The following is a 12,993-nucleotide window of genomic DNA, read 5'->3' on the forward strand; positions in this document are numbered from 1 at the left end:
ATGTTATGTAACTTACTTCGTTCAGTTATGCAGCCACCGATATTAACCACTGGTGCAGCTTTGAACATCTAGGTTTTCGCATTTATCGTGAAACGCTTTCGCGTTTTTCGTGCGCCGCTTCACCCAACAGTGATAGTAAGGCCATTCAGCTGTTTAGTAATACTTCGATACAGCCTAATGGACTCCTCATAAGTCTCAAGTTCCGTGTACAAACCGTCGAACACCATATCCCCGCCCATTAAAACCAAATCAGGCGATGGATCAAGCGCATTAATGGATTCGATACATTTTTTATATCCCTCATGTCCTTGTCTTCTTGAAGTAACATGCTGGTCGGTCAGGTGTACAATTCGAAAGCTTTCTTCATCAGAATGTGTTCCGTTGAACAAAGTGCCCATTCCCAGGGCACCAAGTCCTACGTTTTTAAGAAAGATCTGCGTGTAGTCATTATTTAATCAGCGTCATTTTTCTTGTCAGGGAAACATCACCCATATTGAGCTGATAAATGTAGATGCCCGATGACAATTCCGAGGCATCAAAGTTTGACTGTATGCTCTCCGGCCGTCATATTTCGGCTGACCAACTCGGTCACCTGCCTGCCCAGCATATCATATACTTTTAGCGAAGTAAAACCGCTGTTCGGCAAATCGAAAGAAATTCTGGTTGTCGGGTTAAACGGGTTCGGATAGTTTTGAGACAGGGAAATTTGCTCCGGGGTCTCCTGCCTTTTCCTCGTTCGAAACCACTATTCCGCCTTCGGCAGCTTCGGTTGGCTCACTTTCTACGTTGTTTCTGCTAACAGCAGTAACAAAATACCAATGACTTTCTTCGGAAGGAGGAGTAACATCGGTATATGACGTCTCACCGGTTACCGCAATCAGGTTATATGGACTTTCCATCTCCTCCATGCTATTTGGTGAAGAACCCGTATCCACCCTATACACCGCATATTTGATCAGCGTATCAACATGTCCGGCAGCGGATGCCTTTGCAACCATGTCTACCTCCGGCTTATCCCAACTCAATTCAAATACATATTCCTTTTCGGAATCCCTGTTTACAACTAAGTTCTGAGGGGTATTCGGGGCAGTCGTATCTTTCCAGGCCATAGTAGGCTGAAGCGCTGCATGCTTGTAATAATTGTTTTTGAGTGAATCCGCAAAGCCCTTAGATGAGTAAGTAGAAATATTACTCGACCTGAAAAACACACTACCGCTTATGTTCTCATTATTTCTGTTATGTCGAATTTGACTGGGAATTTCGTCGGCATCAAATAGGGTATTGGAATAGGTACTGCTGCTTGAACGATAGAGTCCGTGTCCCGGATAGGTATGACGGTCATTGGCCGCTGCTTGATCTGCCCACCAGTCGGCAAGCTTACCATAATCCTGTGCCGTTCCGAATCGGGTAAATGCCCAATATAATTGAGGGGTTATATAATCAATGGTTCGTTGTTCAAGCCAGGCTATTCCATCACCGTAAATAACGCTATAGGCATCCATACCACTCGTGCCTTGCGGGGTACCGCTTTTCCAAATTCCAAAGGGACTGATACCAAATTTCACCCAGGGTTTTACCACCTGAATACTATCGTGAAGCATTTCCACAAAAAGGTCGATGTTGTTTCTTCGCCAGTCGTCTTTATTATCAAAACCTCGTGGATATTGCTCGAAAGTAGCATCATCAAGGGTGTCATTATCATTGCTTGCCATGTGGTTGGGTGGATAGGGATAGAAATAATCATCAAAGTGGATTCCATCTACATCGTATCGGTTTACTACATCCATCACCACCTTTACATTGTATTCCATCACTTCCGGAAGTCCGGGATTCATAATGGCAATCTTGTCATTCATCACAAACAGCCATTCCGGATTCTTATTGGCTACGTGCATGGAATCCCGTGCTGAAGTTCCGGGTAGTTTATTTTTAGAATCCGCATCATAGTATCTGCCGAAAATAGGTTTCAGGCTTTCATCAATGCTTTCATCGTTGAACATCTTTTGTGAAAAATCATCGGGAATCGTTCGCATTGCACGGTAAGGGTTCAGCCATGCATGAAGTTCCATTCCTCTTTTATGCGCTTCTTCAATTACAAATTCTAAAGGATCCCAATATGGATCCGGAGCAACGCCTTCTTCTCCTGTCAGATATTTTGACCAGGGTTCAATTTCAGAATCATACAAAGCATCACCCTCCGTTCTTATCTGAAAATACAGGGTATTAATTCCGGCTTTTTTTAGGGCATCCAAACGGTCGATTAAACTTTGTTTTTGAAAACGAACGGGTACATTTCCAGAGGCGGGCCAATCCAGGTTAATAACCGTTGCCATCCATGTGGCTCTGAATTCTTTTTTAGGGGGCTCATTTTGTTGAGCGAATGTGCTGCCGGCAAGTAAACTTACCATTAGCAGTAGAATTGATTTCTTAATCGACATAATATTCATTTTTCATAGGTGTAAAAAAAAAGGCAGCACAAGGCTGCCTTTTATCGGCGAATTGCCTGTTACTTAATCAGCGTCATTTTGTTCGTTAGACGAACGCCATTTGCCTGTAGCGAGTAAATGTAAACGCCTGAAGACAGGTTTGAAGCATCAAAAGAAACTACATGCTCACCTGCACTCATTCGTGCATTAACAAGTGTTGCCACTTCACGACCGGTCATGTCATATACTTTCAGAGTCACAGGTCCGGCCTGGTTGATTGTATACTCGATGTTAGTCGTTGGGTTAAACGGATTCGGATAGTTTTGCTCTAAGCTAAAGCCTTCCGGAATCTCGTTTTTATTCTCATCTTCGTTAGAAGTGTAAACCTGCTCAGTCGTAAACTTCTGAACATCAAACTCAGTTGATAGTCCATTAAAAACACCTACGAATGCAGTTTGACCATCAGCTGAGAAGTCAAGACCTCTGGGGCGAGACTCATCATAACCAGCAGAAATATCAGCTCCCGCAGCCCACTGAATACTATCCATTCGTGTTTCATCGGAACCTAATGTAGCATAGTCAAAGGCATACCATGTTTGTGGTTGAATACCTTCAGCCGGCACATCATTCAATGAACCAGAACCGATCCACAGATGGTAGGTTTGAGGGTGAAGATCAAAGCTTTCCACTTTATAGCCTCTTAGTACAGTATCAGGAACAGTAGGGAAACTACTGAACTCATCCTCACGGCTGTATTCCAGAACACCGGGTCCAGTATAACCGGCCCACCAAATGGTATTTCCATCGGGAGATACCTGAAAGTCTCTTGAGAACCCTGATGTTAACGTAACCAGTTCTTCAGGATTTTCTAAGTTTGAATCGTACTTATAGATAGGTGCATCTGTTGCCGCAACATTAGAGACATAAATGTTACCATCTCTGTCTGCTGAAGCTTCAGTCAATGAAGAACCGTTGACTACTACTTTTGCCACTGCTTTTACAGATTCATGACTAATTTTTATCAAGCGGTCAAATGACGAAATAATAATATCACCATTATAATCTGCTTCGATACCACGACCAGACATTGCTTCATAAGATTCTCCATTCCATCTTCTATACAGCGTATCTGCAGGAGTAGATTCATCTTCATATTCAATGTCAATTAGTGGCGAGAAGTCAGCTGGTGTACCATCCTGATTATAGACATAAATAGCACCTGTGCTAATTGTATCAGGTACCCCGTCATCGCCTAAATCTCGCTGAGTAATTAAGTCTTCAGTAACCCAGTAATAAGACTGAATCCAAACTCTTCCCTGCCCATCAACGGCTACACCGTGATTTTCAAAGAATGAGTCTCCATCCGTTGCTTTAAAAGTTGTGTCTTGCGTCCACTGAGCGCTGGCCATCATAGGAATCAGCACCAAGCTAAGCAAGGCGATTATTTTATTCGTTTTCATCATATATCTCCTTTGTATCTGTTTATCGATAGGTTTTATTGGATTATTATTGGTGTTGTGGTTTCAGTTAAAATCCGAAAATTCCGGCTCTTCTGCGGTCGTAAGTATTCAGGAAGTTAATGCTGTTTTCTTCTCCGCGAACCGTAACAATGGCAAACTCATCATCCCTCCAGGTAATACTGGTAGTACCGGGTTTTAGCATGCCCTCATAAAATGCTTCATGGCGACCATCCGGATAAACTCTGACCATACTTGGCTTGGAAACATCATCAATTTCTCTTCCTGTTGTAATTAACAATTCTCCGTTCGAAGCGAATATCATATCCGAAACGGTGCCTCCGTAATACTGTCCGAAATCAAAATAGAGGCCTCCTTGTGTCAGGTTTCCACCTCCATCAATAGTAAATTTCCATACTTTTTGTCCGCCATCAATTTCACCACCTACAAATAGCTCATTATTGTCGCTGAAAAAAGCTACTGAAGAGAGGGGGCCTGCAAATGGGGTTTTAGATTCATTTTTGTTAGCCGTATTGAATCTGTGAATCTGATCACTGTCTGCTCCTACCGCCCAGAGATATCCGTTATTGTCAAAAACAAAATCACGGATTTTCAGGTTACCGGATGAAGAGGCCACCCACACATCTTCCTGTAAATCATTCCCAAACTCCTTTGTAAAAATAGCACGCAGGTTTTGCTGAGCCATAAATAAATCCCCATTCGGCCCCACCTCCATGGTTGAGTAAGCGGTAAAACGCATGGTGCTGTCGCTCGGATATGGATTGTCATTGTCATCCAACTCACCCGGATATCTGGTCATGTCGGTAGTGATGGTACCATCGGGAGCAATTCTTGTATACCGAACAACTCCGTTTGTATTAATAATCGTATAAATATTGTTTTGCGCATCAACGGCTACAGGAGAAGTTGGGGTGTTGCTGTCATCAACTCCGGGGTAGAATCCAAAGGGCTGGATCAGGTCATATTGGTAGGAATCACTGAAAAACTCGGCACCACGAACCCCTACTCTTACATCCAGGTTATCTCCCCAGATAGTACCGGGACGTACCACCAACCGTGTTTCGGTAGCACTTTTAACCACGCCTGCCGAACCGCCAAAGTTCACAATTACACTATCGGGATGTGAGGCAAAATTCTCTCCTATTACTATCACCGAATCCACACCGGCAAGGTATCCGTCCTCAGGAGTGATGTTGGTAACTACAGGATTTGGCCTTGATGGTTCATAACCCGGGTCATACACACTGTTACCTTCTTTACAGGAGATCAATCCGGTAGCTAAAACGGCCACTAAAACGAGATGATTTATTTTTCTGAACTTCATACTTACTGATGTCATTTAAAATCCTATTTGAGCACTAAATCTGTTTACCTCTCCAAAAACGCCGAACTGAGTATAAGCGTAATCAACACTCAGCACTAAAGGACCGATAGGTTGTTTGATACCGGCACCAAAAGATAGTTTCTCTTCATCTTTCGGAAATCCATATCCTCCGCGAAGTACAAAACGATCAATGAAGGTATATTCAAGTCCAAACAGGAGTTGTTCGTCGTAGTCTCTCGGGCGATTTGCATCAATACTTACCAACAGTGAATGAACATCCGGATTCAGGTCTGTTAAATCCAGCACATCCATTGAAACCCCGATCTTGAATGTGAGCGGGAGCTCGGCTCCTTCATCATCATAATCTACTTCAGGCGAGAAATTCCTGAGGGCCATTCCAAAATTCAGACTTCTGAACCCTGTTTTATACAACACTCCAAAATCCAGAACCCCGGTTCCGGCAGAAAATGATTGCATCTCATAGTTCCCTGCCCCGTCGGTACTGATGGCAGCACTTCCTAAATTCTGATTACTATACCTGAAGTTAGCCCCTACCGAAAACTGATCTGTAATCGCATTAGCATACGACAAACCTACCGCAAAAGCGGTTGGGTTAATGGTTCCAAGATCAACATAACCTTGCTCGTTGTCTGCCCGGGCTGTGGAAAGGATGTCCCCGTAATCGACGGAAATCGCATTCACCCCTATCACACCAAATTTACCATCGGCCGGCTGATAAACAAGCGTTGCTGAATTATGATTGATATCTGCAATCCATTGAACGGCTCCTACACTTGCGGTATACGTGCCATTTATGTAGGCCATGGTTGAAGGATTATATAAGGCAGAATAGGCTCCCATCTCTACAGATGTAACTGCACCGGATAATGCAGATGCTCTGGCAGAGGGCGACACGCTTAAAAATTTCATACTTGTTTGCGCTCTTTTCTTTTGCCCATATATGTCTGTGGTACAAAGAAGCGCTAAAATACAGAGGAATATTGCTTTGGTTAATCTCACTTTTACACCTATAGTATGATTACAATTTTTCTTGTAGCTACGCTGCCAAACTCATCATCATTGGGGTCTTCATTGATAATTCTGGCTATATAAATGCCACTGGCTACTCTTTGACGGAAATCGGTTTTAACATCCCAATAGATGTCGCCGCTGCCATTGGTATTTGTCAAAGTTTTTATTTTTTCCCCCAGCTCGGTGTAGATTTCAATGGTGCAAACACTCGGTACCTCGAAAAAGGCCACCCGGTCTTCACTGGCTACACTTCCAAATTTCAATTCTACAGGGGAATTGGCCCGGTACGGATTAGGAACCACCCTAATATCTGCCATGGCCTCTCCTGCCGGACGAAGCAGACGAGCCGGATCATAACTTTGCATGTAATAACGGTTACTGATCAGCTGTGTATTTGTAGGCGTTTGGCCGGTACCATCATTATTAACATTTCCCACGCTTACTATGTAGTAATAGTAATCTAAGCCACGAATAGGTGGATCCAATAAATATTCCGGTCCACGGTCAACATCCCCGTCTTTAATAAAATTCTCACTTGGGTCAGCCTCATAAAGCAGCCTGTACGTACTGTCTAACCGGCCCGAAGCACGATAAATTCTGAACCCTGAAAGGTTGGACGTATCACCGGTATATTCCCATTCCAGATCGATTCCATTACCTGCAGAAGTTACTGTAAATAAGCTTGGTGGCTCAGGTGCTTCAGGAATCGCATACCCTGATTCATAATTGGCAATGGCCCTCTCAAAAGTTTGGAATAAAGAATCTCTTCCCTGGAATACAACACGGTTCTTTTGCTCCGCATCAATGTCACCTCGCTTGAATGCAGCACCGGTTTCGTTGGCCAGCTCGCGGGAAATACCCGATGACGCTTCAGCAATTACAATCGTAACACTATCTCCGAAAGCAATGTCATAAGGACCGTATCCATAGGTGTAAGCCTGTCCACCACCTTCACCCAGCGAAGGGTCGTTGGAAGGACTCACAAAGCCATCAAATCCACTTGGTTCTACCACATATGCATGGCGGGGGGTTACCCGTCCCCTGCTCATCATGTCATACTCACCTTCCATTTTAGTCACATTGAACGCATCGTTGTTACTGTACAACGGATCATCATTATGCTCATACGACATGGTAAATGGTTGAGCGGGATCATCGGTTGCGTCGGTTGAAGATGCATCGGCATGTAATGTCACGGTTCCCACAAAGTGGTAGGCTGCCAGCCTTCCCGTAGTATCATCGGCTGAAAGGTACCCGCCGCTGGTATTCGGAACAAAAATCGGGGCTCCGATATTATCATAATTCGGATTGGCAAAGCTTGGGAAGTACCCGTGCCATGCAAATGAAGCTCTGAAATCCTCAGGCTCACCCGGCCGGGCCCCATCTCCCCGCTGATCGTTCATGGTGTTGATACCCCATCCGGTAGCATTACCGATGGTAAAACGGGAAGCCTTAACCGGCGCCATTCGGTTTAAAAAGTATGGGATGAAACCGGTTATATCCTGGCCCTGCATCTCAATTTCAGGATCGTCATCGGTGTTACCCGTATTTATAAAAGTATATTCGATGACATGATAGTTGTCGTGGTACTGCTGGCTGAATTGTTTAATGGTTCGCTTAACCGTTACACCAATCAGGGTGTTTGTGACCACTCTTATCTCACGATCGGCTTCCAGGTTTGGATCTATGCGGTCGTTCTGCACACTCTTGGAAAATGAATCCAATCCATCAACATTGACTGACGGAGGCTGAAACTTACTTACCGTTTCCATACTCACCGGGTAGAATTCACCAAGTCCGGTTACCCTTGGGCCAACGTGAACAACTCTGCGGTCGAAGGTTGTACCATTTTCATCCGTGTAGTCAGTAACACCTAACCAAAGGGCTTTCATCGCCTGGGCATCCTGGCCTCTGTAAATAGCCGGCCATTGCCATCCGCCTTGTTGCTCCTTAATAAAGCCTTCTTCAATTTCAGAGCCTATACTGGAATAAAAATTGTGAAAAGACCCCGCTGATAACCATCTGTTCTCTACCTGCGAATAGGCATTAGCAGATAACCCAAAGGCTATTAGCAGCGAAGCACAGATACTCTTATACAAATTCTTTCTACTCATTACGCTTGTTTTATTATTACTGCTCTGTTATTTAAAACGAAAATCTTATACCGAAACGAATCGTCCTTGGATCAAGGAAATTAAAGTATCGCTGGTTAGGCATATTGATATACGCTTTGTCATCTAACACTTTATTGACATACCCTTTATCCGCTTCGACAAAAGATCCGTTGTCAAATTGATAATACTTTCCTTCCTGGGTGTTGTAGTACAGTGCTCGTCCATTGGGGTTACTGATGGTTCCCAGGTCTGTGGTAGCTTCAATAGGCACATAGTCCACATTGGCCGGACGGTAATCTCCGGGCTTGTCGTTACCGGGAACTCTGGAGCTTAGCAAGTTAATTTCTTCCAGCTTTCCTTTTGGCAGGTGAAGTGAGCCCATGTAATCCAGGTAGTCATTTCCGTCAATCAAACCCGAGGTAGAAATATCAAAGTTTCTTCGGTTGATGACGTTACTCACATCAGCAAAGAATCGGAGGTTAGACCCATCCCCCAGATCCACTCGTTTCGTTAAGCGCAGGCTGGTTCCCCAGAAATCTTTGTACTTGAGGTTATCCACGATCCCGGGAATTGATCCCCCACCGGTGTAGGTGAATCTATACCCAGCTCTCCAGGTAACTAATGGTACAATTTGCCATCTGCCTAATGGATACCCGCCCAAAAACTCAGGACCAATTTCCGGTGGTGTCTGGAAATAAAGCTGTAAGCGTGCATAAGGTCGGGGAGTGGACTTATTTATATCATTATCTGCGGTCAGGCGCTCGTATTGTCGTTGTTCAAATGGGTTTTCATAGTTCTCAAGAGTTCCAAAGAAACCGGTTGTTTGAACATCATAGGTGTAGTTAACTTCTCCCCAGAAAAATCTACCGGTTTGCTTTCTTAGCGTTAACTCTATACCACGAATATCCTCATAGGAAAACGCGCGACTCACAGTATAACTGCTGTTGTCTCGCCCGGTAAAAGAAACCTGAATAGGCTGATCGGTCAAATCTTTGTAATAACCGCTTATTCGTATCAGGTAATTCTCAAATAAATTCTGTTCATACCCAAGCTCATAAGCCACTGTTTTCGGAAGACTATTGCCAGGTGCAGCAAGTCGGGTTACGGTATTCGTAAAAGGTTCAATACGTACTAAATACAGGTTTTCCGGATCAGGGAGCTGAACGAAATGTCCGTAATTAAAGAATAGCTTACTACTTTCGGTAATGGGAAAGGAAACTCCTAATCGCGGCTGGAGAATCACTTGAGGCTCAACATCTGAAGTAGCAGCAGTATCCAGTGCGGAAGCGTTTCCACTCGCAAATAAATCAGTGAAAGGCTCATAATCATACCATTCTACGTTCGGGTCGTTATAGGTTAACCGAAGACCCAGATTGGCGATCATTCCCTGAAATTCCAGCTTATCCTGTACATAAGCAGCAATTCTGTAAGGAGTAGTATTCCAAACTGAACGGGTACGGCCGGATGGTAACACTTTATCAAATGAACCATAATTAACCTGACTATTGGTTCGGCTGAAATCAATTCCGGCTTTAATGAGGTTAAATCGGTCTAACTGACTGGTAATCGCAAAATTCACATTCAGGTCAGATACTTTACTGCTGTCTCGAGAAGTACTCATACCAACACCCATTCGCATGCCGGAAGCCAACCCAAAGGATGTTTCATCGAAGAAACCAAATGGAGCTTGATTAAATCCCACCCCTCCGATTGATACAACATCGGATGTATCCCGAAACCCACCGGGATTGGTACTGTTTCTTGAAAAATAGTTATTAACCTTTATCTCATAAAATGTGTTATTACTGATTGAGTGTGTGAATTGAGCTCCAATATTTGCACTTACTTTTTCAGATGGAGCCCAGTAGTCAGAAGAATATAATCGAGACTCAATGAAACTCACATTGTCCATACTGCTCGCAATTCCTCCTGGTGATACAAAGAAACCCGGGTTACCAGACTGACTTGCCCCTGTTCCTGTCTCTTTACTGTATAAACCGTCAATCGACAATTTCATGCCGGGAGCAACATTGCTTGTCAGTTTTGTTTGAAAAGTTGTTTGCTCATAACGGTCGCGGGAAAGCGGAACCATATACATGGTTTGTGTTTGTCTCAGAGAAGATGAAAATCTTAAATCGCCCAATTTCTCACTAACAACGGGAATTGGACCACCCACGGTTAAATCAATTTCATAATCAGGTTCGGTGATAGCAAAATCTTTTCTGTGTTGCCATAAAAAGGCTTGCTGGGCAGCCTCCGGGGTTAAGTCATTAGTCGGGTCGTCATCGGCAAGCAGGCTTTGTGAAAAAGCATTCCACCCGATAAAAGAAGGATAATCTTGCTGTGTGTATCGGTCCCAGGCTCCATTACTTGTTCCCGTCCAGGCCACATCATCATCCAGGTAAGGTCGCAACCAATAGGAGTTTTGACTGTTAATATCCTGCCCCACATTTTTTTTCTGCGGAGGAGTGATACGAATCAATCCATCTACCGTGTAGCGATCAGCATTACCTTCTTTACTGGTTACATTAACCAAACCCGATCTGAGGTTTCCGTATTCTGCATTAAAACCACCGGTTTGCAACTGTACATTCTCAACAGAAGTAACACTAACACCGGTAAACGGGCTATTGTCTCGTCCGGAACGTAATGTAAATCCGTTCAGGTTGAATGAGATCTCATCGGAACCACTACCCCGAATACTTAAACCTTCGACACCGGCCTGAAGACCCACTACATCAGATACACTAGCTACCGGGAGTGCGTCAATATTTTCTTTACTGATGTTTGCCTGACTCGAAGAAACATCTTTCTTAATTACAGGTTTTTCTGCCACTACAACAACTTCTTCCCCTTCAAAAGTCTGTTCAGTCATTTCGATATCAACCTCGGTTGTCAGGTTGATATTTACTTCCACCTCTTCAATTACTACCGGGGTAAATCCCACAAAAGAAGCTCTCAGGGAATAAGTGCCCGGCTTCACATTCAGAATTTGATAATATCCATCGGGTTGAGTGGCCGTCCCCTGGGTTGTCCCTTCGATTACAACATTAACTCCCGGAAGCGGTTCGCCATTCGTGTCAGTAACAAAGCCGGATATCTTACCGGTTTGAGCGAGAATAGATTGGGAGATAAGTAAAAAGAAGAAGAATGATAGTAGCTTTTTAACATCCATAGACTGAAAAATTATTTTAACAGTAGAAATCCCGAACAGGATTTTTCAGTGTTGACTGAAACCGCATAGTATAAAATTCTAATTAAGAAATAAACTTTTGCTGAAGGAATTTTAGCAAACAGGTAAACGGCCCGAATTTCATGAATTCATACTCCATGCAGTGCCTTCATTTATATACCTCTTTCTCCTGACTATATCCCGGACACCCTTGCTACCCTTATAAAAAATTTTCTTTCGTATAACTTCCGGTGGCTACTTAAGCTTTAAGCTTCTGAATTTTAATTGACTTGATATGAAGAATTTATTCACAGATGAATGGTTATTCTGTAATCAGAATTTCCTCAATCATAGGATTAGCTGATAAACCAAAGCACTTCTACCTGTTCGCTGTGCGTCAGAATGAAATAGTGAATTCTGCATGACCTTAAGTTATTTTGTTGATGAAAAACTTCCATAGCCAAAACAAAAAACATTTTTTAAAACCTTTCGGCGATAAATTTTGAGCGCGCATGGTCAAAACCGTTCCGGATTTCAAAAGACTCAGGCATATATCCGGGAGAATCTATCATCCATTCCTTTCCAAATTGAACTTTAGCATCAATCACCTGATCTGTATATTATTCGGCTGAATCAAATTCATACTATGAGCCTTACATACACCAACTATCTGAAAATCAACGAACTGCTTGAACTACAGCAGCTTAAATCTGACCCGCCTGAACATGATGAAACTTTGTTCATTATTATCCATCAAACTTATGAGCTGTGGTTCAAACAGATATTGCATGAGTTTGGGAAGCTTCGCAAAAACCTGGAAGACGGTAACACCTGGGCCTCCCTTAAAACATTACGCAGGGTACTTACCATTTTAAAAACCATGGTTTCCCAAATCGATATCCTGGAAACCATGACTCCCCTTGAGTTCAACAGCTTCCGAAAATTTCTGGGTCAGTCGAGCGGATTTCAATCCCTGCAGTTCCGGGAAATGGAAATCATTTGCGGACTTCGTTTCCCTCTGATGAAAGAAGCTCATAAAGATCAGCCCCAACATATAAAGGTATTGGAACAGCGCATGGAGGAATCTACCCTATGGGAAAGTTTCTGCGCCTTTCTTCGAAGCCACGGATATGACATCCATCCTGAAAGGGATAATGAAAAAGGATTGGTTCATGAACCTTCTGAAGAAATTCAGGATATCTTGGTTGAAGCAATGAAAAACGACCCTGAAGCAGCTTTAATCGCAGAGCTGTTTGTTGATTATGATGAAGGGCTGCAGGAGTGGCGCTACCGTCACGTTAAAATGGTAGAACGAACCATAGGCACCAAACAAGGAACGGGGGGGTCGGATGGCGCCAAATATCTTCATAAAACACTGAACAACCCGATTTTCCCTGACCTTTGGGCTATTCGTTCCAAGTTTTGATTTATCCAAACTTTTAGGTTT

9 protein-coding genes are annotated in these 12,993 nt (G+C 43.5%); 1 reads left to right on the forward strand and 8 read right to left on the reverse strand.

The features are described from left to right. Positions 1-119: 119 nt before the first annotated feature. The 8 genes from ABFW99_RS09305 to ABFW99_RS09340 form a co-directional block, all read right to left on the reverse strand. Positions 120-389, reverse strand: a complete 270-nt coding sequence (locus tag ABFW99_RS09305; protein ID WP_440707483.1) for a hypothetical protein — start codon at positions 387-389, stop codon at positions 120-122. Between the two features lie 146 nt (positions 390-535). Continuing rightward, positions 536-646 carry a hypothetical protein gene (locus tag ABFW99_RS09310; RefSeq protein ID WP_440707484.1) on the reverse strand — a complete coding sequence of 37 codons (111 nt, stop codon included), beginning with the start codon at positions 644-646 and terminating at the stop codon, positions 536-538. A 25-nt stretch (positions 647-671) separates the two neighbouring features. Beyond that, entirely contained in the window at positions 672-2,438 is a 1,767-nt protein-coding gene (locus ABFW99_RS09315) for a family 10 glycosylhydrolase (RefSeq protein WP_440707485.1), read from the reverse strand. A 68-nt stretch (positions 2,439-2,506) separates the two neighbouring features. Then, positions 2,507-3,889, reverse strand: coding sequence for a T9SS type A sorting domain-containing protein (locus ABFW99_RS09320; protein ID WP_349354306.1), 1,383 nt, complete (start codon positions 3,887-3,889; stop codon positions 2,507-2,509). A gap of 64 nt (positions 3,890-3,953) precedes the next feature. Then, positions 3,954-5,228 (reverse strand): IPT/TIG domain-containing protein, encoded by a 1,275-nt coding sequence (locus ABFW99_RS09325; protein WP_349354307.1) that lies wholly within the window; start codon positions 5,226-5,228, stop codon positions 3,954-3,956. A gap of 15 nt (positions 5,229-5,243) precedes the next feature. Then, the gene (locus ABFW99_RS09330) at positions 5,244-6,248 is read right to left on the reverse strand and encodes a PorV/PorQ family protein (protein ID WP_349354308.1); all 1,005 of its coding nucleotides are present in this window, start codon (positions 6,246-6,248) and stop codon (positions 5,244-5,246) included. Between the two features lie 8 nt (positions 6,249-6,256). Then, positions 6,257-8,374: a hypothetical protein gene (locus ABFW99_RS09335; RefSeq protein WP_349354309.1), complete on the reverse strand. Its 2,118-nt coding sequence runs from the start codon at positions 8,372-8,374 to the stop codon at positions 6,257-6,259. A 31-nt stretch (positions 8,375-8,405) separates the two neighbouring features. Continuing rightward, the gene (locus ABFW99_RS09340; RefSeq protein ID WP_349354310.1) at positions 8,406-11,549 is read right to left on the reverse strand and encodes a TonB-dependent receptor; all 3,144 of its coding nucleotides are present in this window, start codon (positions 11,547-11,549) and stop codon (positions 8,406-8,408) included. Between the two features lie 643 nt (positions 11,550-12,192). Here ABFW99_RS09340 and ABFW99_RS09345 point away from each other — a divergent pair. Continuing rightward, positions 12,193-12,972, forward strand: coding sequence for a tryptophan 2,3-dioxygenase (locus ABFW99_RS09345; RefSeq protein ID WP_349354311.1), 780 nt, complete (start codon positions 12,193-12,195; stop codon positions 12,970-12,972). Positions 12,973-12,993: the final 21 nt, after the last annotated feature.

The sequence above is a fragment of the Gracilimonas sp. BCB1 genome (genome assembly GCF_040117685.2).
Taxonomy (GTDB): Bacteria; Bacteroidota; Rhodothermia; order Balneolales; family Balneolaceae; genus Gracilimonas.

What these genes read in the sequence shown, in the direction of transcription:
- ABFW99_RS09315 (WP_440707485.1), bottom strand. Translation starts at nt 2,438, where the DNA reads ATGTCGATTAAGAAATCAATTCTACTGCTAATGGTAAGTTTACTTGCC.
- ABFW99_RS09320 (WP_349354306.1), bottom strand. Translation starts at nt 3,889, where the DNA reads ATGATGAAAACGAATAAAATAATCGCCTTGCTTAGCTTGGTGCTGATT.
- ABFW99_RS09325 (WP_349354307.1), bottom strand. Translation starts at nt 5,228, where the DNA reads ATGAAGTTCAGAAAAATAAATCATCTCGTTTTAGTGGCCGTTTTAGCT.
- ABFW99_RS09335 (WP_349354309.1), bottom strand. Translation starts at nt 8,374, where the DNA reads ATGAGTAGAAAGAATTTGTATAAGAGTATCTGTGCTTCGCTGCTAATA.
- ABFW99_RS09340 (WP_349354310.1), bottom strand. Translation starts at nt 11,549, where the DNA reads ATGGATGTTAAAAAGCTACTATCATTCTTCTTCTTTTTACTTATCTCC.
- ABFW99_RS09345 (WP_349354311.1), top strand. Translation starts at nt 12,193, where the DNA reads ATGAGCCTTACATACACCAACTATCTGAAAATCAACGAACTGCTTGAA.